The 21,099-nt window shown below is 46.6% G+C and carries 22 protein-coding genes; 4 read left to right on the top strand and 18 right to left on the bottom strand.

Going from position 1 to position 21,099, the window contains the following annotated elements; genetic code table 11:
• Positions 1-72: 72 nt before the first annotated feature.
• From OC538_RS13550 to acpS, 9 genes are all read right to left on the bottom strand, one after another.
• Positions 73-1,083 carry a PP2C family protein-serine/threonine phosphatase gene (locus OC538_RS13550; RefSeq protein ID WP_262176249.1) on the bottom strand — a complete coding sequence of 337 codons (1,011 nt, stop codon included), beginning with the start codon at positions 1,081-1,083 and terminating at the stop codon, positions 73-75.
• A gap of 14 nt (positions 1,084-1,097) precedes the next feature.
• Entirely contained in the window at positions 1,098-1,499 is a 402-nt protein-coding gene (locus OC538_RS13545) for an anti-sigma regulatory factor (RefSeq protein ID WP_262176245.1), read from the bottom strand.
• Positions 1,500-1,501: 2 nt separating this feature from the next.
• Positions 1,502-1,864 carry an STAS domain-containing protein gene (locus tag OC538_RS13540; protein ID WP_251695330.1) on the bottom strand — a complete coding sequence of 121 codons (363 nt, stop codon included), beginning with the start codon at positions 1,862-1,864 and terminating at the stop codon, positions 1,502-1,504.
• Complete coding sequence (locus OC538_RS13535) at positions 1,861-2,691, bottom strand: RsbT co-antagonist protein RsbRA (protein WP_262176239.1); 831 nt, start codon at positions 2,689-2,691, stop codon at positions 1,861-1,863. The genes OC538_RS13540 and OC538_RS13535 overlap by 4 nt, the downstream gene beginning before the upstream one ends.
• A 158-nt stretch (positions 2,692-2,849) precedes the next feature.
• Complete coding sequence (locus OC538_RS13530; RefSeq protein WP_060205884.1) at positions 2,850-3,200, bottom strand: type II toxin-antitoxin system PemK/MazF family toxin; 351 nt, start codon at positions 3,198-3,200, stop codon at positions 2,850-2,852.
• Between the two features lie 4 nt (positions 3,201-3,204).
• Positions 3,205-3,471, bottom strand: coding sequence for a transcriptional regulator (locus OC538_RS17930; RefSeq protein WP_285847147.1), 267 nt, complete (start codon positions 3,469-3,471; stop codon positions 3,205-3,207).
• A 171-nt stretch (positions 3,472-3,642) separates the two neighbouring features.
• Complete coding sequence (alr, locus tag OC538_RS13520) at positions 3,643-4,749, bottom strand: alanine racemase (RefSeq protein WP_262176216.1); 1,107 nt, start codon at positions 4,747-4,749, stop codon at positions 3,643-3,645.
• A gap of 68 nt (positions 4,750-4,817) precedes the next feature.
• Positions 4,818-5,822 (bottom strand): LolA family protein, encoded by a 1,005-nt coding sequence (locus OC538_RS13515; protein ID WP_251695333.1) that lies wholly within the window; start codon positions 5,820-5,822, stop codon positions 4,818-4,820.
• Between the two features lie 376 nt (positions 5,823-6,198).
• Complete coding sequence (acpS, locus tag OC538_RS13510; RefSeq protein WP_262176214.1) at positions 6,199-6,570, bottom strand: holo-ACP synthase; 372 nt, start codon at positions 6,568-6,570, stop codon at positions 6,199-6,201.
• Between the two features lie 97 nt (positions 6,571-6,667).
• Here acpS and OC538_RS13505 point away from each other — a divergent pair, with 97 nt between their 5' ends.
• Entirely contained in the window at positions 6,668-7,273 is a 606-nt protein-coding gene (locus OC538_RS13505) for a rhomboid family intramembrane serine protease (protein WP_251695334.1), read from the top strand.
• A 136-nt stretch (positions 7,274-7,409) separates the two neighbouring features.
• Here the strand turns inward: OC538_RS13505 and OC538_RS13500 are convergent, their stop codons facing one another.
• The 6 genes from OC538_RS13500 to OC538_RS13475 form a co-directional block, all read right to left on the bottom strand.
• The gene (locus OC538_RS13500; RefSeq protein WP_262176212.1) at positions 7,410-8,912 is read right to left on the bottom strand and encodes a PH domain-containing protein; all 1,503 of its coding nucleotides are present in this window, start codon (positions 8,910-8,912) and stop codon (positions 7,410-7,412) included.
• Entirely contained in the window at positions 8,905-9,384 is a 480-nt protein-coding gene (locus tag OC538_RS13495; protein WP_262176210.1) for a PH domain-containing protein, read from the bottom strand. The genes OC538_RS13500 and OC538_RS13495 overlap by 8 nt, the downstream gene beginning before the upstream one ends.
• 109 nt (positions 9,385-9,493) lie before the next feature.
• Positions 9,494-10,990, bottom strand: a complete 1,497-nt coding sequence (locus tag OC538_RS13490) for a DEAD/DEAH box helicase (protein WP_251695337.1) — start codon at positions 10,988-10,990, stop codon at positions 9,494-9,496.
• Between the two features lie 357 nt (positions 10,991-11,347).
• Positions 11,348-12,052 (bottom strand): alpha/beta hydrolase, encoded by a 705-nt coding sequence (locus tag OC538_RS13485; RefSeq protein WP_262176209.1) that lies wholly within the window; start codon positions 12,050-12,052, stop codon positions 11,348-11,350.
• Positions 12,049-13,422 (bottom strand): UDP-N-acetylmuramoyl-tripeptide--D-alanyl-D-alanine ligase, encoded by a 1,374-nt coding sequence (gene murF / locus OC538_RS13480; RefSeq protein WP_262176207.1) that lies wholly within the window; start codon positions 13,420-13,422, stop codon positions 12,049-12,051. Before murF ends, OC538_RS13485 begins: the two co-directional genes overlap by 4 nt.
• 12 nt (positions 13,423-13,434) lie before the next feature.
• Positions 13,435-14,499 carry a D-alanine--D-alanine ligase gene (locus tag OC538_RS13475; RefSeq protein ID WP_251695340.1) on the bottom strand — a complete coding sequence of 355 codons (1,065 nt, stop codon included), beginning with the start codon at positions 14,497-14,499 and terminating at the stop codon, positions 13,435-13,437.
• Between the two features lie 321 nt (positions 14,500-14,820).
• Between OC538_RS13475 and OC538_RS13470 the strand changes: the two genes are divergently transcribed.
• Positions 14,821-16,020, top strand: coding sequence for an FtsW/RodA/SpoVE family cell cycle protein (locus OC538_RS13470; RefSeq protein WP_251695341.1), 1,200 nt, complete (start codon positions 14,821-14,823; stop codon positions 16,018-16,020).
• Between the two features lie 358 nt (positions 16,021-16,378).
• Here OC538_RS13470 and OC538_RS13465 read toward each other — a convergent pair whose 3' ends face one another.
• Complete coding sequence (locus tag OC538_RS13465) at positions 16,379-16,519, bottom strand: Lmo0850 family protein (RefSeq protein ID WP_262177808.1); 141 nt, start codon at positions 16,517-16,519, stop codon at positions 16,379-16,381.
• 298 nt (positions 16,520-16,817) lie between these two features.
• Between OC538_RS13465 and OC538_RS13460 the strand changes: the two genes are divergently transcribed.
• Positions 16,818-17,978, top strand: coding sequence for an MFS transporter (locus OC538_RS13460; RefSeq protein ID WP_262176205.1), 1,161 nt, complete (start codon positions 16,818-16,820; stop codon positions 17,976-17,978).
• 58 nt (positions 17,979-18,036) lie between these two features.
• On the opposite strand, the gene OC538_RS13455 is transcribed toward OC538_RS13460, so the two are convergent.
• On the bottom strand, positions 18,037-19,308 hold the full coding sequence (locus tag OC538_RS13455) for a S41 family peptidase (protein WP_262176203.1): 1,272 nt from the start codon (positions 19,306-19,308) through the stop codon (positions 18,037-18,039).
• 16 nt (positions 19,309-19,324) lie between these two features.
• The gene (locus OC538_RS13450; protein WP_262176201.1) at positions 19,325-20,626 is read right to left on the bottom strand and encodes an MFS transporter; all 1,302 of its coding nucleotides are present in this window, start codon (positions 20,624-20,626) and stop codon (positions 19,325-19,327) included.
• A 251-nt stretch (positions 20,627-20,877) separates the two neighbouring features.
• On the opposite strand from OC538_RS13450, the gene OC538_RS13445 reads away from it, so the two are divergent.
• Positions 20,878-21,021 carry a hypothetical protein gene (locus OC538_RS13445; RefSeq protein WP_262176199.1) on the top strand — a complete coding sequence of 48 codons (144 nt, stop codon included), beginning with the start codon at positions 20,878-20,880 and terminating at the stop codon, positions 21,019-21,021.
• Positions 21,022-21,099: the final 78 nt, after the last annotated feature.

Here is a 21,099-nt window from a genome sequence, read left to right as displayed (position 1 = left end):
TTCCTGCACCCCGACTCTCGATATTTGTATTGGTTAATACACTACAACCTTACATACCCGCCACTCAAAAAGTTAAACCTGTTCCGGCTCTTTTTTGAAAATGACAATTGTGAAGTCGTCGCTCAATCGATAGTTTTGAAGTTCCGCAAGATGATGATAGACATATTCTGCAATTTGCTGAGCCGACTTGTCTTTCACGTCACGAAGTAGATTTTGGATTGCATTCATGTCGATGAATCCTTCTTCCGTCCTCGTTTCAGTGACGCCATCCGTCATCATTGCAATGAAGTCCCCATCGTTTAATACGACCGATCGCTCCTCATATTCGGTATCCGGTTTGACGCCGAGAAGCAATCCCTTGGCATCCAATTCCGAAAATACCCCTGTGTCGTTATTGAAATGCAATGCTGGTTCATGACCCGCTGATGCGTAAGAGAATGTCGTATCTTCAGCATTGTATTTACCATAGAACATTGAGATGAACATCGAGTCGTCGACACTCTTTTCGACAATGCGGTTGATGATGCCAAGGACATTCTGCGGGCTCGTATTTCCATCAGGCAAACCGTCCATACCGAATTTAATCATGGACATGCATAATGCGGCAGGAATCCCTTTACCGATCACGTCCGCTACAGCAACGCCCGATTCGTGCGCCTTATTCAGGAAATAGACGTAATCACCATTCATCTGTGTAGCGGGCTGCGAGATGTATCCAACGTCCAGGCCGCTGACACATGGCATCTTCGTCTTCAGAAGTGTGTCCTGCACTTTCGTCGCGACATTCATCTCCATTTGGATCGCTTCCTGTTTACGGATGAGGCTTTGGTGCTCACGTAATGTGAGACCATAATGGATCATCATCTCGATCAGGAAATCCAAGGAGTCCCACACTTCATCCTGCAACTCTGGATGCAGCTCGATTAATGCGGTTTTGTGGATGCTTATGACATCCTCAGGCGCAATTTCCTTTTCAATGAAACGCCTGCTGAATTGCTGTCCGACGTAGAGATCCTCTTCGCTCGGGCTCTCCAAATATTTCCCCATAATTTCCTTATACTGCCTGCCGACTTCTTGTGGCATCCACTATCACCTCCTCAATGAAGCCATTTTGTTGTCGTTATGGTCGTTCCAGCCCCGTTTTCCGAAACGACTTTGAACTCGTCCATAAGCCGTTTCACTCCAGGCATTCCTGCTCCAAGGCCGCCAGATGTCGAAAAGCCGTCTTCCATCACTTTACGCAGATCAGGGATTCCTGGACCTTCATCAGTAGCGATGATTTTGATGCCGAACTTCCCATCATCAGTCACTCTTTCAATCTCAATCTTCCCTTTTCCGGCATACAGATAAATATTTCTCGCCAGTTCGCTGATTGCGGTCGTGATGCGAGCTTGGTCGACGGTTCCGAAACCGGCCTTCTTTGCTTCGTTACGCCCTAATTGCCTTGCAGCAACGATATCCCATTCCGTAATTATCTCTACAGAAGACCTAAAGTTCATTGTCAGGCCTCCAATTCTTTATAAAGTTTGTCCAAACCGTTTTCCAAATCTAGCGCAGTCATTACATTACTCAAGCGGATTCCAAGCTCAATCAATGTGATGGCAACTGCAGGCTGAATACCGGTGATTACAACTTTCGCGCCCATCAAACCTGTCATATTGATCACATCCCCCAAGACTTTTGCGATGAAGGAATCAATGAAATCAATCGGCGTCAAGTCGATTACAACGCCAAGAGCTGCAGTTTTATGCATTTTATTCAATAGGTCTTCCTGAAATTGAATGGCCGTCTGGTCATCCAGCTCCCATTGAATTGACACGATTAAGACTTCATTCAATTTTAAGATCGGTATACGTGCATTCAATTTGCTTCCACCTCCACGATTGCTCGATTTGTCATTCCCAAAGCTGCCTGCATTCCCCTTTGCAATGTGCTTTTCGTCGTGAATTCATGAAGATTGATGCCCAAGGCGACAATCGTCTGTGCAATTTCAGGACGGATGCCGACAAGCATGCATTTCGCACCTACCAAACGCACCGCTTCCGCCGCTTGGATAATATGATGCGCAACCATCGTATCTACGACCGGGACTCCTGTAATATCGAGCAGCACCACTTCAGCCCGCTGGCTTACTACGCCTTCCAAAAGGTTCTCCATGATCAACTTCGCGCGTTCCGTGTCGATCGTCCCTACTAAAGGCATGACTGAAATCTTGTCGAATACTGGAATTAGTGAAGCGGACAACTCTTGCAATGCGATTTTCTGCAAGCTGACCGTCCGTTCCCATTCCGTGGAATAGGCATCGATAATGCTTTCCCGTAAAGGATTAATCCAATTTTTGAAGATGATATTGAAAGAACGTAGGTTTCCTTCGTTGATGATCTCCTGCTCCTCCAGAAATTCGAATACGACATCTGAAAAATTGTCGATTGCTTTATTGACGAATTTGATCGCCCAGCCGAAACGGACGACTTTCTCGGTGAAGTCGCTGATTCTTTCAGTATTCGCAGCGGATGAGTCGGTAATGTTGGAAGTCATAAGCTCCGCAAATTCCCTACTCGTTTTTTCGACAAGGTGATCAGGCATGAAGTGGAAAAAACGTTCCCCTTTTTCCTCTTTCATCCTCCTGATCCAACGCCCGATGATTTCGTCCATGTTCTGATTGATGCCTTCTACCATTATTTTATTCATATGTTAAAATGCCTCCTCGCCAAAATGAAAATCCCATATGACCATTGTACAGAAAAAAGATGAAATAGACATCTATTTACCAACTCCCCATGATAAAACCATTGCAAAATAAAAAAACACTCCGGAAGACGAGGTCCGCAGTGCTTTTACATATGTATTCAAAATTTAACAAGCCCGAAGCTAATTTCCAGCGCTTCGTCAACCTTTTCCATCAATGGTTCATCCAAATGGGTAATTTTATCCGTCAGCCTCGACTTATCGATCGTGCGGACTTGTTCGAGCAGGATCACGGAATCCCGCTCGAAACCATACCGTTCCGCATCAATTTCGACATGTGTCGGCAATTTAGCCTTCTGGATTTGTGCAGTGATCGCTGCAACGATCACTGTCGGGCTGAACCGGTTGCCTATATCATTCTGGATGACAAGCACCGGTCTCGTCCCTCCCTGTTCGGAACCAACGACGGGTGACAGGTCTGCAAAAAAGACGTCCCCACGTTTTATTGCCAACTTTTCATCCTCCGCTTACGAGACGTTCCACCGTATGCTGGGCTTCGAGCTCCGCATGCAAGCATTCCTTTGCGATTCGTAAGTTGATTTGCGACATTTCAACGTAGCCGATCATCATCGCTTCACGGATCGTATCCGCTTCATGACTAGACATATACCGCTTCGTTGAAACATAAGCGAATTCTCCGCGCTCCGGCTCTTGATGGACGGCCGTATGTTCAATTTCATTCCCCTTCGATACTTTTACGATTTTTATGTTTTTCTCTCGCAATTCTAGCACCTCCGACAGACCCCGTTCCCTCGATCGATTCTATTCAAAGTCTATCTTACCATTGAACTTCGACAATGAGAAGACAAAGAAGGATTTTTATTGACAAGAATCTTCAAATAATGTGGTCATTTGTCGAAAGATGGAACTGCGTACATCTTATCCATGTTAGGTTCAATATATTCTCGGAACGCGTTTTCCAATTGTCACCGCGACTTCATATGGAATCGTCCCGAGTCGGTCCGCCCATTCCTCCATCGTGATTTCCTTATCACCTTGCCTGCCGATCAATGTCACTTTTTCTCCGGCAGCAAATTCGCGCGGCAGTTTCACCATGCATTGGTCCATGCAGATCGTTCCGACGATTGGCATCCGTTCGCCGCCAATCAACACATCCTGGTCGCGCAGCCCGCGTTTCAAGCCGTCTGCATAGCCGATCGGCAACGTGCCGATCCACTCATCGCGCTTTGTTTCATAGGTTCCACCATAGCTGATTCTTTCGCCCTTCCCGAGCTTTTTCACATACGCTAATTCTGTTTCAAGCGTGAACGCTTTCTTCAGGTCAAACGGCAATTTCGTCCCTACGTAAGAGGAAGGTGCGATGCCGTATAGACTGATGCCAAAACGTACGGCATCGAGCGCATATTGCGGATAAAGCAAAGCCGCTGCACTATTCGAAGCATGGACAAGGGGAGGTCTTTGCGGAAACTCAGCCACCAACTCCATGAAACGATTGAATTGTTCCTCCGTTTCACAAGAATCCTCCTCATCCGCGCAGGCGAAATGAGTGAAGGCGCCTACAAGACGGATGTTATTCGACCCTTCAATTACTTCAACAATATCCTGAAGTGCAGTTTCATCCCGCAGACCGATCCGGCCCATACCGCTGTCAATTTTCACATGAACACGCAACGGACGATCGGCTTCCTTAACAAGATTGGCCGCCTGACGAAGCCATCCGGCATCCGAAACAGCGACATGGATTCCTAGCGTTGCGGCCCTTTCTGCAAATCCGACCGGAGACAAACCCATTACGAGGATATCTGCGGTAATGCCGCTATCGCGCAAATGTAAGGCCTCGTCAGGCGTCGCTACCGACACCATCCGGGCTCCCGCAGCAATTGCGGCACGTGCCACTTCGACCTCCCCATGCCCATAGCCGTCCGCTTTCACGACGGCTATGACGGATGTTTGGCGAGGTAAATACCGCTTCAAGTTTTCGATATTCTCTTGTATCGCTTGTAAATTGACGCTTGCCTTAGTAGGACGATAATTCTCCATATGAATCCCTCATTTTTCTCTGGATGACACTATTATCAAGCCTATGAGCTTTTCACGTCAATGAATTCTTATTTGCTATCTTCAGGACTCATCGAAGATGCGACTTCAATCAACTCGTCAGCCGTCAATGTGGATGATGCGACAAAGAACGCCACTCCGTCCTGCTCCCAGCGGATCGAGTTATTCGTCAATGCCGCCACAGTGAAGCCCAAGTCGACCGGGTCCCCTTCGATAGAAACTGCCATTTGATTATCCGGAGTTTCTGCCGGTTCCTGCACGACAATGAATTCCTTGTCTCCGCCGCCGAATGTCGTGAAAAATCTTGTTCCGTTTTCTGTAGCGACCATTTCTTCTTCAACGACCGTTCCTTCCCAATTCAGGTTCGGATAGTACTTCATCATACCTGTTTGGCCATCTTCAGTCGATTGCGATTTTTTATCTGGTTGGGCCTTTTCCATATCAACTTGATATTCGGCTGCCTTATGCTCTACGCCAAGTGCTATTTTATTGAACGTTACACGGATTTTCTCTTCCTTGTTTTCATCCATGACGGATACGTACTTCGGCAGCAATGTTTTCTTATCAATATGGATCTGCTGCATCGGAAGGACTTTCTTATGATTATTCCTTGATGCTGTTTCGAATACATACGTCTTATCCTTTTCTTGCATCGTGGAATTCTTATCCGCCTTGATGTCGTCCGACAAAGTGCCGATCAAGTACGGCATGCTGTTTTGCGTCGGCCAATCACTTTGGAACTTATACGTTTTTCCGAGTGACGGCGTGATGACAAAAACACCTTCTTCATTTCTGACGATCATCTGGGAATCTTGGCTCCCCGCTTGCGAAACATTCACTTTGTAAAAATCAGGTTTCGTATGCCATACAGTTACATCGTACACCCTGGGTTCAGAACCTGTTTTGATTTCCATCGTCGCCTGCAATTCGTACCCTTTCGCCTCGTTCCACTTCCCACTGAGCTTCTTCATGACATCCTCTTTAGACGGTGATCCACAAGCTGCTAGCAGTGTCATGATTGCAACTAGCAATAAAACAAAAATTCGGCTGCGCATACAGTTCATCCTTTCTCATTTCAATCGGGTAGGTCATCTTATGAGAGTGGACAGTCATTTATGCTAGCTTGTTTACATTGGCATGATTATTTTCTAATCAATTACGTCTCGACGTAATTGCGTCCGGATTTTTATCGAGCTTGAGGCCTACAGGAAGTAGGTCATGCAGTCGTCGCGACAGGACGTCGCGGTTTTAGACTGCCTTCCTATTACTCCCTTAAAAATCCGTGACATCCGCCGGTGTCTTTGGGCCAACGTGATGTTGGTCACTCAGGCGTTGCCAATCGAACAGCGAAGGGTTCGATTTGCTGTATTTCTGCGTTCTTTGCAGAAATTAAGGCACTTTCGAGACGCCGCGCCCTTAGCCTGAGTTCCCCTATCCAGCGGTGTTTGCTGAATAAGTTAAAATGACTTGCGCAGCTGCAACCGTGCGTGTATGGGTGATGGATACGAAGCCCGCAACTCTCGCACCGTCAAAATACAATATCGGTTTCCCGGACGGCTCTGGGAGAATTTCAATTTGATCGAACCTGCAATCTCTTCCAATTCCCGTGCCTTTCGCTTTCCCAAACGCCTCTTTCGCCGCAAATCGCCCGGCGAGGAATTCATTCTTCCGGTTCGGCGACAGTGTTTCATATAGCCGCAGCTCTTTTTTCGTGAGGATGCGCAACCTGAATTTGTCCGACCTCTCATCTAGTGTTGCTATACGATCCAATTCCACGATATCCAATCCGATGCCTGCTATCATTTTATCCATCCTTTTCATTCACGTTTTGTAATGGTAGTTCGCACTTCTTATCCAATCATAAACTATGTATAATAAAACCAAAGGTCAGGTGAAAAAAGTGTTTATACGAAGAGAGAACTTTTCCCAGTATATCCGTTTGTATCCGTTTGTAACCGCGCTGTTAGCAATGAATATCCTCATTTTCATTGCGACGAGCCTTCCAATCCAAGGGAGCCGGTATTTATATTATATGGGTGTAGGAATCAATTCAGCGATTTCCGCCGGGGAATGGTGGCGTCTCGTCACGCCGATGTTTTTACATGCAGGGCTCATGCATCTTCTGTTCAATATGTTTTCCTTGTTCATCTTCGGCCCTGAGCTTGAACGTGTTGCCGGCAAGGCGCGCTTCCTGACAATCTACCTTCTGTCAGGCATTTTCGCCAATGTCGCCTCTTTCTTCCTCGGAGGAACTGATTTCGCCCATGTCGGAGCGAGCGGCGCGATATTCGGCATTTTCGGCGCATTCGGCGCACTCGTCTATTATACGAAAAATGCATTTCCCCAGCTGCGTCAAATTATGCTGCCGATCATCGTCATTAGCGTGATTATGACCTTCCTTCAACCCGGCGTCAATGTCATCGGGCATATCGCAGGGCTGATTGTCGGCTTCATCATCGGTCTTAGCTACTTTAGCCCAAAACGGATTGTAAGTTGGAGACGATAATAAAAGCCGTTACGAAGAACGGCTTTTGCGAGTAAAAGCACAGCGTTACGAGCACATCTTTGCACTAGCCGTTACGAAGAACGGCTTTTGCGAGCATCACACACGAAAAGCCTGCGAGCAATACGCAGGCTTTTTTTCATTCGTCAATAGTTGATACTCCTTTTTCATACCAATTGAAAATCCTCTCCGCGTCTTCGACATCCATATGATGCACGCTTGCGTGAAAGACGCCCATACCGGATTTAATGTTGGCGATGACCGTCGCAACGCCTTTTCGTCTATGGAAGTAGCTTTGTTTCATTTCCATGGACTGAATCCGCTTCTTTTTCATATATGCCGTTTGCAAACTGATTCCCCTAAACCGAAACGTCAGCTGATTTCCGGTAATATCATATGCGGCGGAGCGGTGCTGCCAAATGCCGAGCGCAATAATGACTGGGATGATTGCGAGCGAGAACAGGCCGTACGGGAAGAAGAAATACGTAAGCGCCCCGATAATAGGCAGCATCCACAAAAAGTCGATGCGATAATAGAACGGCCTGCCTTTTGCAGTAAGCCTATTCGCAGGCTCTTCCAAATACAAGTCGGGGAAGACATCCTCCAAATACGTCAATACCCTATCCCTTTTCACAATCGGGAATAAATTGATCTTCGAGCTTTGGCCAATCCCGCCCCCAGCACTATGGATAGATACCGTTGCATAACCGAATAACTTCCTGACCGGATTCTCGACGACTACGACGCTTTGGATCCTTTTCAGAGGCACGGTCACTTTCTTCTTTTCTAGTAATCCCCTCGTAATAACAATGTCTTCCTCATTCATTTCAACTGTGAAATTGTAATGGGAAAGGAGTGTCATTCCGACAGATAGGATCCACACACCGAGCAAACCGAGGAAAACAGCAACCACCACAATCAACACACCGAACTTGATGAATGCAGATATCTCTTCGAACATCCACTCGAACGGAAGCAGTTCCCCAAATTGCGAGAGGAAGATCGCCACCCCGGACAGTATGACACCTACACCTCCGGAAGTTGTGGCAAGCACCAACAGGTCTTTCGATGTCATCGTGAACATTTTACGGAAATTCAATTCCTCTTCAATCGGCATCTCTTCTATTGGAGAGACCATTTCTCCATCTGCGACAGGCATTTCCCTTTGCCGCTTCTTCGCTTCAGCCATTTCGGTTTCCACACGCTTAGCGGCTTCTTTGGTTATCGCAGTTAATTCCCCTTCTGCCTGCTTCGCGTTAGAACTGCCCGCTGTTTCCACTTTCACTTTCACAAGCCCGAAAGGTCGGTGGAAAATCCCTTCCGTATAGTCCAAGCTTTGGATCCGGTCGAAAGGGATATACCTTTTCTTTTTCACGAATAAACCTGACTCGATTCGAAGTTCATCGTCTTCGAACCAGTACTCAAAACGCTTCCACTTGATGACTCCGCTTACGAACAAACTGATGATCAACACACCGAAAATGATGAAGGATAAATAATCCACATACCAGAGACCTGTCCCTCCACCTTTGAATCCATTTGCAAAAATCAGAACGACAAGCGGAAGGATTGCCTCTTTCAACGTTTTGAGCGTTTCAATAACTGCTGTGATCCAATGGAGCTTATAACGTTGTTCAGACATCATCTTCCGCCACCCTTGCAAGCACGGAAATCCTGCCGCGCAGTTCATCCGCCTCCGCCATGATCAATGCCGGAATCGTATGGACCGTGGCTGCTGTCGAAATCGATATTTCAGCCAAACCGTACTTCCGCAAGATCGGACCTTGGGATGTATCAACGTGCTGTACGCGCACCATTGGGATCAATGTCCGTTTCACAATGAACAGACCATGTTGCAATTCGATTTCGGACTCCCTCACTTCATACCGCCACCTCATCCATCTCACCTTCGGGAATAAAATGATGATGAAATAAGCGAATAGGAGGAGTACAGCTGCTTCCAGCGGGTAGATCCACCACGGCCATTCAAATATGTATACAAGCACGCCGACGCCGATGGCCACCAAAGCGAGAATGATTGTTTGAATCCAGCCGTATAATCGCCAGACTTTCAAACCTTTCGGAGATATCCTGTTAGCAGGTTGAGCTCTCATTCACAACACCTCTTTCTATTCTTCCATTGTATACGTAGCAATCCTGATAATGTTTCAATTATATATTAAAAAAACCCCGGGGATGAGGTTGTCATCTCCGGGGGTATTATTATCTATCCGATTTGCCTCTAGAACTACTTGAACGGTCTCTACGTCCGCCTCCGCCGTCACGGCTTCCACGACGTGAACCGCCGCCTCCGCCATAACCGCGTCCGCCTCCGTGTGAACGTCCGCCGCCACGGCTGCCTTTATAGCCGCCACGGTCACGTGAGCCCGAATTACGGGAAGGCAATGGGCGTTCTTCCGTAATTTTAACAGGTGTATCGTCCGGTTCTTTCGTCAATGATCTGACTGCAGCCGCAACAATATCCTTCGCATCAAATTTCTGAAGAAGTTCTGCTGCCAATGGTTGGTAATCAGTCAATTCATTTTTCTCGATGATCTCAGCTAGCTGTTCCATCGCAAGACGTTGCTGACCGATCAATGCCTCATCTTCTGTTGGCGGCTGAAGTGGAGTCATCCGTTTTTTCGTCGTTTCCTCGACGGTACGGAGATAACCCATTTCACGCGGCGTTACGAATGTAATCGCCATACCGCTTTTACCAGCACGTCCTGTACGGCCGATACGGTGTACATAGCTTTCTGGATCTTGTGGAATATCGAAGTTGTAAACGTGTGTGACACCAGAGATGTCGAGTCCTCGAGCCGCTACGTCTGTTGCAACGAGAACGTCGATTTTATTGTCCTTGAACTGGCGAAGAACAGACATCCGTTTTGCTTGTGTTAAGTCGCCATGGATTCCTTCTGCCAAGTAGCCGCGGATGCTCAATGCGTGTGCCACTTCATCGACACGGCGCTTCGTACGACCGAATACGATCGCAAGCTCAGGCTGGTGAACGTTCAACAGACGTGAAAGTACGTCAAACTTTTCTCTTTCTTGTGCTTTAACGAAGTATTGGTCGATGTTCTCAACAGTCATTTCTTTTGACTTGATTTTTACAATTTCAGGCTCTTTCATGAATGTCTCAGCAATTTTGCGGATTGCAGGAGGCATTGTAGCAGAGAATAGAAGTGTCTGGCGAGTATCTGGAACACTTGCCAAAATCGTGTTGATGTCTTCGATGAAGCCCATGTTAAGCATTTCATCCGCTTCGTCAAGGACGAGCGTATTTACATTGTTCAGTTTCAACGTTTTACGGTTGATATGGTCAAGAATACGTCCCGGAGTTCCGACAATAATTTGTGGATTATTGCGTAATGCTCGAATTTGCCGACCAATTTCTTGGCCACCATAAACAGATAATACACGAGCGCGTCTTCCGTATCCGATTTTATAAATTTCTTCGGATACTTGAATCGCCAATTCACGTGTCGGTGCAATGACTAATGCCTGTACTGCAGGATTGTTCACATCGATTTTCTCAATGATCGGAATCCCGAAAGCAGCAGTCTTACCCGTACCTGTTTGTGCTTGACCGATGACATCTCGGCCTTCCATGCCAAATCTGATAGTACCTTCTTGGATTGGTGTTGCTTCTTCAAACCCCATGCGCGATAGAGCACTTTGTGTGGATTCGCTAATATTAAGTTCTGAAAATTTTGTCAAACTTCTCAATCTCCTTTGGTTTCTTCATTTAGCAATTGGTTACATTTGCAAATGAAAGCACGGCAAATTCGAGCCTTAAACTTCTATGGGAACGTTTCCGATATTTTGTATTCTCTGGAGTGGATAAAAGTTCAAGGGTTGAACTTCATAAAAATTCAGAGGCAATAGTGAAAAGGAAAGCTTGTCTTTGCCGATCGGGTTTCGCTTCGGGAAAATGCCCCGGAAGACGTTAAACCTTTTTATTCAAAAAAAAGTACTCTTCGTCACCGGAAGAGTCTCGTGTAAATGTATCCAATACTCATAGTAGTTTATCACGCCCGATGGTTATCCGCAATCAATCCGCTTTAAAAGTAATAATCAGAATTCACGTGACTCTTTCTTCATGAATTCATACACCTTTGCAAACCATTCGTTGTTATCGTCACTGTAGCAAATATGGTGCTTTCCGTTTTCCGATACAATCAGCTGCTTTTGTTGAGATCCGAGTGCGCGCAATAGATGCTCCCCTGTCGAAAACGGAACGATGCCGTCCTTTTTCCCCTGCACTACGCAGACGGGCGTCGTGATCTTTCCGTAATACGGTTCCACCATTTTGACGACCCGCATGAACTCCTTCGCAGCACGGAGCGGCGTATGCCGCAATTTATAGTCGTACAAATGATAGAACGTGTTCGGCGGAAAACTTTTCGTTACGGATTCAGTCAATAAAACGGCCGCATCCGCGAGAAGTATGCGCGGACTGATATACTTCGCCGCCGCACTGAGAAGGACAAGCTTTTCGATTTTGTAGCGCAAAGCTAAATAAAGCGCGATGATGCCCCCCATCGAAAAGCCGACAATGATGATGCGGTCGGTCTCCTTCCTCAACCGGTTGAGGGCAAGCTCCGCTTCCATCATCCAGTTTTCCGCGGAAACCTTGCTTAGATCGACCGGAAAATCATGTCCCGGCAGTATCGGCACGGAAGTGATCCAATCCGTCCTCTCCTCCACATAATGAATGAAAGGACGGACTTCAAACATTCCTCCGGTAAATCCATGAAGGAACAATACACCTGTTTTCATGCTTGCATTACACCATCCATGATCCTTTCCAGCGCCATTCCTCTTGACCCTTTCAACAAAATGATGGAATTCCCGTCGATGGATGAAAGAAGCGACGCGATTAACGGATCATAATTGTTTTCCGACCAGATGACTTTTGTTTCATTCCCATTTTTCTGCAGCTCTTCATAAAGCCATTTCATTCGCGGTCCAAATAAAAGGATTCCCTTTAAGCTTATAGTGCCAAGCTGTTGGGCAATCGATTCATGGTAATGCCGTTCATTTTCGCCAAGTTCCAGCATATCCCCCAAAACGACCCATTTTTCTTTGCGAAGTCCCGTTTCCTGAAGGAATGACAGTGCCGCCTTCATCGATGTCGGTGCGGCGTTATATGCATCATTGATGAACAACGCTCCATTGTCAGCGACGACAGGCTGCATCCTCATATCCGTGAGCTTTGATTGACGGAGTGCCGCCTCGATCTGATCATGGCTGAGACCAAGTTCATGCGCGATCAATATCGCTACGAGCGAGTTTTTAACTTGATGGGATCCGAAAACAGGAATTGTAAAACTGCCATCGAGAACTCCTTTAACGGAAAAACGGCTTCCTTCGTCACCCGACTCAGTTGAGATAAGAGAGAGACCTGTTTTCTCACCGCGGCCGAAAGAGATCGCTCTCAGCTCAGGATGCGCCGATACTAACGTATGCAATAATGGTTCGTCGCCATCATAGAAAAGAGCACCGCCTTCTTGCAGTCCATCGATGATTTCGAATTTCGCCTTTGCGATCCCTTCACGGGAACCGAGATCCTGCAAATGCGCTTCGCCGATATTTGTAATGACGGCATAGTGCGGCTTTGCCAAATACGAGAGGAAAGAAATTTCATTAAAACCGCTCATCCCCATTTCAAGGACGGCGACTTCTGTATCTTCTTCCAATGATAAAATCGTCAACGGCAACCCTAATTCATTATTGAAATTGCCTTCCGTCTTTCGAACATTGAAATACGGCGAAAGGACGCTTGCAACCAGATCCTTCGTCGACGTCTTGCCGTTCGAGCCGGTAATGCCGATGAACTTGCACGCAAGCTCTTCCCGGTAAGCACGAGCTAGCTGTTGCAGCGCGAGTTCCGGGTCATCGACGAAAATGAGGGGGATGTCAGCAGGAGCACCAGGCTCATCTTTCATCCACAGTGAAGCAGCTGCGCCCTTTTCAATCGCTTGACGGACGAATTGGTGGCCATTCACCAGTTCGCCGCGGAACGGGATGAACAGATCGCCCTCGTTAAGGGTACGCGTGTCAATCGATACCCCGCTTACACGTACATCTTCCATTAGTTGCCCATCCGCTTGCAGCCACTCTGCCAGTACTGTCAATAACCGTTTCACAATCTATCACACTCAATCCATTGTATATTGTATCTGTTTCTTCTCTTCATGCCGTTCTAGTGCCAGTTCAATCAGCCTGTCAATCAATTCCGGATAGGACGTGCCTGTATTCTGCCATAGCAGCGGGAACATGCTCGTCGGCGTGAAGCCAGGCATCGTGTTGATCTCATTGATGAGCACTTCATCCTCGTCCGTCACGAAAAAGTCAGCCCGTACGAGCCCTGCACAATCAAGCACTTTGAATGCACGGATCGCCATATCCTTCAATGTGGTTTCCACTTCGTCAGTCACCGGGGCAGGAATGAGCAATTCCGTACTGCCATCCTGGTATTTCGCTTCATAATCATAAAATGCCGCAACGGGTTTAATCTCCCCGAGGACGGAACACGCCGGATCATCATTGCCAAGGATGCCGACTTCGATTTCACGCGCAGTGACTCCTTGCTCAACGATAATTTTTCGATCAAATTTCAAAGCGAAATTGACTGCGGCGATAAGGCTCTCATGATCCGTCGCCTTGCTGATGCCTACACTTGAACCCAAGTTTGCAGGCTTAACGAACATCGGGAACGTCAATTCCTTCTCCATTTTTTCAACCCAGTACTGTTGGTCCTTTTTCCATTGAGTGCGGATGAAATGGACGTAAGGAACTTGCTTCAGTCCGGCTTGTGCGAATAGCTGCTTCATGACGACTTTATCCATGCCCGCAGAAGAAGATAGTACGCCATTGCCTGCATACGGGATGTTCATCACTTCAAACAGTCCTTGAACCGTTCCATCTTCCCCGTTCGTTCCGTGCAACAGTGGAAGGATGATGTCAGGTGTCCCGTTTCCATTCAAAAAATCATGGATGCTGTCGGGCTTTCCTCCAACGTGTTCCAACCGCAATTCCTCGATCGATTCGGCAGGAGCTGCGAGAGGCTCGCCTTTCCTCCACTCGCCTTCATACGTTATATATACAGGAATCACTTCATATTTATCAAAGTCAATCGCATTTGTAACCGCCGTGGCAGTTGATAGGGATACTTCGTGCTCAGCTGATTTGCCGCCATACACTAAACCCAGTTTCTTTTTCATAAATCTCCCTCACTAACCGTTAGATTTTCGTTCCTATAGTTTACCACGAAACGACGTACCCGTTCGTATAATATGATGATCCGGAAGGACCTTTTTCATTTTTGGCAACTTCCTACCCAACAGGACGTCACTTTGAAGGATATGATTACAGGCACTACATGCGCTATACTATAGTTTGAAAGATTCCTTTCTCTATATGTATGCTAGTGTCACGAGTAGTTTGATAATTGACTTATAGATATATACGTACAAACACTCCGTTTTCCGTTATAATAATATGTAGTTTCCCTGAAAATCCAACTAACTGATAAGGTGAATTAAATGAATTTAGATAAAAAACCTGTAGATCGATTCGATTGGCCGCTTGCTTTCATCCTGCTGCTATTCTTCGTAATCAGCATCATCGCCATCGCATCCGCTCAGACGACAGGACAATATAAGATAAACTCCATTCCGGTAAATTTCATCCCGTCACAGATCCAATGGTATGTCATCGGCTCTATCATAATCGCCATCACAATGTACTTGGAGCCGGAACAATATAAGAAAGCTGCCTGGATCATCTACGGCGGCGGCGTATTTCTCTTGGTAACGCTTTTCATTTTGCCTGAAAGCATGGAACTTGTCTCCCGCAGAAATGGCGCGAAAAGCTGGTTCCACCTTCCATTCGGCATCGGCAGCATCCAGCCCGCTGAATTCATGAAGACGTTTTTCATCATCGGCATGGCCCGCACGATAACGAATCACCACGAACGCTATTTGGAAAAGACGTTACAGACCGATTTCTTGCTGCTCGGTAAAATCGCCGCAGTCTTCCTCCTTCCGTTCTCGTTCATCATGCTGCAGCCCGATTTAGGAACCGGGCTCGTCTTCATTGCCATCACTGTCGCATTGGTCATCGTGGCAGGCATCACTTGGCGCATCATCCTACCGATTTTCGCAGTAACTGCGACTCTGGGAGGAACACTGCTTTGGATGGCACTATACGCGCAGGAATTTATGGCGAAGCTCGGTTTCAAACCGTACCACTTTGAACGGATCTATTCATGGCTCGATCCGTATTCCTATGCGTCGAATGAAGGGCTCCATCTCATCACTTCCTTGAACGCAATCGGATCAGGGGAGATATTCGGAAAAGGGTTCAAAGGGCGCGAAGTGTATGTCGCAGAAAGCCATACCGATTTCATCTTCAGCGTCATCGGGGAAGACTGGGGCTTCATTGGCGCAAGCCTCGTCATTTGCCTATACTTCTTCCTGATTTATCATATGACGAAGATCACGCTCGAACTGAAGGATCCTTTCAGTACATACATTTGCGCTGGCATCATCGCAATGATCACGTTCCACGTATTTGAAAATATCGGCATGACGACCCAGCTATTGCCGATAACGGGTATTCCCCTCCCGTTCATTAGTTACGGAGGCAGCTCATTGATGGGCAATATGCTCGCCATCGGCCTCGTCTTCAGCATGAAATTCCATCACCGGACGTACATGTTCAGCTCGGATGATGAGGAATAAAGAAAAGCGGAAGGCGCCTGCCTAGATGCGACCGGCATAAGGCAAAGATGCGAAGTGGCGGTCTATGCCACACAGCAGCTGTGACTTATGACCCGAGCATCTGGCGCCTGGAGCTAGACAATAACGGGCAGCGGAAGGCGCCTGCTGCAGAAACGCATAAATTGTTTTATTCGCGCATAAACAGCTGGAAAAACGCATAAATCCATTTTTCCACGCATAAACAGCTGGAAAGGCTCATAAATCTATTTTTCCACGCATAAACAATCGTAAACGCGCATAAACCATTGAATTCACGCATAACACGTCCCATAAAAGCATAAAAAAATCTCTCGCATGCAAGTATGCGGGAGATTTTTTGTTATGACTGTATTTGCGGGTCATTTTTAGGTGGCGCGAGGGCTTTCAGCATTTCCATACGGGATTTCGTTGCTGTTGCCGAAACACCCAACTTCGCCAAGTTGGAGATGATTTTTTTCAAATCAACCTTTTCATTCGCCATCTTTTCCACCTCGACCTTTCTATATGTTGTTGACGTGTCTTCGCATTGGAAAGTTTCATGATCAATATGAAAATCATGCCATTTTTCATCTATACACATCATACCACTCCTGTCCACTTTTAAATCTTTCAATTATGTTACAAATTGTTCGCCTTTTGTAAATGCTTTATACACGAAAGAAAAATAAAAGCTTGCGTTTTAAGAAGAGCTCATTGCATTAAACACCTTTTCCTTTGTCACTACACGATTGGCAGAGTAAAATAGTCGTATTGATGTCAAAGTGAAAGCAGGTACATACATGAAAAAACCAATTCTACTCTTAATGTCTGTTCAATTTTTCGTATATCTAGGTTTCGGCATCATCATCCCTGTTTTGCCGGAAGTGATTGTGCAGCAGGGTCTATCCGAAATCCATGTTGGCGGATTGCTGACGGTTTATTCTCTCGCATCTTTTTTCACCGCTCCGCTATGGGGTTCATTATCCGACCGTGTCGGGCGCAAGAAACTAATACTAATTGGGCTTCTTGGCTTCAGCCTGAGTTTTTTCCTGTTCGCATTCTTCATTCATAACCTAACGTTGCTGTACCTTTCCCGTGTCGTCGGTGGGATTTTCTCGGGGGCATTGTACACAGCGGTTACCGGGTTTGTAGGGGATATGACGACGGAAGAGAATCGGAATAAATATATGGGATTGCTCGGCATGTCGATCGGACTTGGCTTCATTTTCGGTCCTGCGATCGGCGGCGTGCTCGGCGACATTAGCCTGCAAACTCCATTTATCGCGTCCGGCATATTAACGCTGCTTCTTCTAGTCTACGCGGGAATCATTCTGAAAGAGCCGGAGCGTACTGGCGAGGCGAATAAACGGGCATTGCTCCCGAAAGGCGGTATGATGCTGTGGCACTATCGGATACGGAACTTGTTCCTACTCTCCTTCATGGTGACATTGATTTTGGCAGGAATCGAATCCACATTCCAATTGTTCCAGATTTCCGCAATCGAAATCACCCCTAAGCAAATCGGCTATTTGTTCATGGCAAGCGGATTTGTAGACGCGGCCATTCAAGGCGGTGTCGTCCGTCGGGTGAAGAACGGGACGGAAACGAAATGGATCTTGGGCGGCCAAGTCATTACGGCCATTGGACTGATCTTGATTCCGTTCACAGGTAGTCTCTTCTGGGCAGGTGTTGCGCTCAGTATCTTCACAGCAGGTAACGCACTCACGCGGACAATCCTCGTTTCGTTGACGTCAAAGGAATCCGGCGGGAAGTATGGAACTGCTGCCGGCATGACGTATTCAATGGACAATATGGGACGGATCATTGGACCGCTTTTATTCACATGGCTACTCACGACAATGAACGGCGGGATATACTTTATATCCGCAGCACTCGCAGTCATTTCAATCGTCCTCATTTTCATGTATCGCAAATCTTCGAAGACATTGCGCAACGCATAAGTAAAGCGAAGCCCTTCCGGATACCGGATGGGCTTCGCTTTTCATTTAGGTCACCCTATTAGTTCACTTCAACACTACTTCTCGACAGAAGATCTAAAGCCTTCTCCACATCCACATCTTTCTCAATATGCTCCGGTGTCCATGGGATATGAATATGCGGCGTAATGCCAACGCCCGTCATGCCCTGCCCTTTATCAATTCTGGTTAAACGGGAAGATGGATACATCAGCTCAAACCCTTCCTCCCAATTCATGCTAACCAAGTTCGCGTAATCATTCAGCCCCATAGTCGCCCTGCCAATGACCGTCACTTTATTAGATTTTTTTACAAGTTCCACAAAAGAGTCTCCCGAACTGCCACAATAAACATCCGTCAAAACAATAATCGAGGATGGGTATTTCATTCCTTTGACGAAGGTATCGCTAACCATATCGCCAAAATCAAATTCCACGAATCCTTTCCCTCGATTGCGTTCCCATTCGTTTTTAAAAACAGTCAATACATGACGCGCATGCTCATCATCCGTTCCTGAAAGCATCTCTTCCAGTTCAGGCAAAACACGAACCGCGCTTGCTTCCGTGCAATTAATCAACATTTTATCATCGTCAGACCCCGCCAGCTCCATACCCTCTTCAGGCATCAAATAAGGAAGCAATGGATAAATACTGGCATCAGATCCGCCATAATTTACGCGTACATCGATAATCCACTTTTCCGTCGTTTCAAGAAACTCTTTATTGTCCACGACCATTTTCGCGATGGCGTCCGGATTTGCAAAATCGGTCATCGTAATAAAAACCGTGTCTTGCCTCTTCTCTACAGAATACGTCGGGACATAAGGTTTTTTATCATATAAGCCGAATGTGAATTTCTGCTTTCCATTTGCGCCTACTACTTCGCCTTCCGGGTAAAGCATTAAGATCGGTGCCCAATTCTCCCGCTCAGGATGGTTTTCATTCAGCCTTCTTTGATAAAGTTCCTTCAATTCAAGGATGCTTTTTCCACCCAACGAAACAATACTCATCCCAGGCTCAAGCCGCTCCTCCGAATCTACTTCCGTAACATACAGCCGATCTTCGTAGCGTCGCACTTTGAAGCCGCGGTCTTTCGGCTGTTCATTGTCCGCGTTTTCCATAATGAAATGAATATGTCGATCGTTGAAATCGAGCAAGTACTCTTCAACAATTTCCTTGAATTCCTTATTCGACAACTGATCATTCCCTTTAATCAATTCAAGGAAATGCTCTGGTCTGTCACACCCTCGCTTATCCTTCCAACCCGCATAGTCGTTCTGCATAATGTCTACAATTTGTTTAAAAATCTTTTCCATTCCCCAATCCCCCATTCTACTGTTCTTGCACAACTTCCGTTTTTACGATTTTTGTTTTATCCAGTTCCGGATGCGTCTTGCGGATGACGGACGGCCGCGCCATGACGAGAACAACTAGGATCAGTACCGCACTTGACGTAATGAGGATCCAATGAGCCGGAAGCACGTCATAGAGGAACCCGAACAGCACCATCCCAAGCGGCATAAGCGCCATCGCCATCGTTTCCAAAATGGAAAAGACACGCCCTTTGTAATCGTCGTCAATCATTTTTTGCATCATGACGAACAACGGTGTATTGATAAAGATCGAGATGGCGCCAAAGCTGAACAATAGGATGGCGTAGAAAGCGACCATGCCGAAATATTGAATGTGGACGAGCAAAGGTACCGCCACCGCCCCCATTGCAGTTCCCATAGCTATAATTCCCCATTTACCGATCAACAGCGGGTACTTGAATTCCTTCCTGACTGATAAATAAATGGACATGAGCAACATGCCGACCGCAGATGCACCTTCTATGATTCCGAAGTGCTCTGGCATCATTTTCAATTTTTCAATGAGAATGAAAGAATGGCCGACTTGGAACGCGCCAAATAGGAAGTTGATGACGAGTGAAATCCAGATGATCGTCATAATGATCGGCTGCAGCCTCAAATAGGACAGCCCCGCCTTCATGCTTTGAAGCATCGATTCTTTCGGCTCCCCAACAACGACTTCCTTCCGTTTCGCAAACAGTTTGAAGTTCATCGTCGATTCCAATAAGACTGCAGTTGACGAAGCGGCCATGTAAATCATGAGAAAGACAGGCATCGACACTGTGCCGTAAAGCAATCCTGCGACCGCAGGACTACCAATCGCCGCAAAAGAAACAGACATTTGGTTCATCGACATCGCCTTTTGAATACGCGCCTCGTCCACAAGGCCCGTTATGGACGACGTGAACGCGACGCCCGAAAATGTCGAAGTGATTGCCAAGACGACAGTCGTCGTATAGATGGCGATAAGCGACAGGCCGGAAACGAGGCTCACGGTCAGAAGCCCGCCGATCGCTAACGTCGTTGCAACCTGCGCCGTAATGACGATCGTCTTTCTCGGATATCGATCCGCCACATAACCGGCAAACGGTGCCATGATCGTTCGCGGCAAAATGCTGCAAATCAAGTTTGTCGCGAAGCTTGTCGCCGATCCCGTCAACTGCAAAATATAAAAACTGACAGCAAACGCATACACTTGCGCCCCGAACGATGAGATGAGCTTGCTGACCGTGAACGTCCAAAGATGGTAAGTAGCTCTTTTTAACTTCATTGCTTCACTCAAAATAGTCACTCCATTCAGTAAGTTTAATTTCGTTAAACAAATAGTAGCACGGTCCCCCCTTCCTTTACAAGGAAAAGTTTAATATAATTAAACAAAGCTCGCAGAATTAGTGTATGATGGTTTTTTGCAAAGTGAAACGGGGACAATTAATACATTTAGAGGGGCTTTGAAAATAATCTTGTGTATTTGGGATGAGATATAAGGTAGCGTTGGTCCAGTAGTTCTCGTTCATTGCCAGTGAGTTCTCATTGATGTCCGATAAGTTCTCATTAATGGCCAAAGAGTTCTCATTGATGTCCGGTAAGTTCTCGTTAATGGCCAAAGAGTTCTCATTGATGTCCGGTAAGTTCTCATTGACTACCGAAGAGTTCTCATTAATCATCGATCAATTTTAGGCCCATACGTTTTTCAATAGACAACATATTAGGAGGGGTTCCTGCTGAATACATTAGGCGAACGGATCAGGGCACTGC

This window comes from Saccharococcus sp. Marseille-Q5394, assembly GCF_946901335.1.
GTDB lineage: Bacteria > Bacillota > Bacilli > Bacillales_A > Planococcaceae > Sporosarcina > Sporosarcina luteola_C.
Note: the sequence above shows the minus strand (reverse complement) of the source record. Positions and strands in the feature narration are given on the sequence as shown.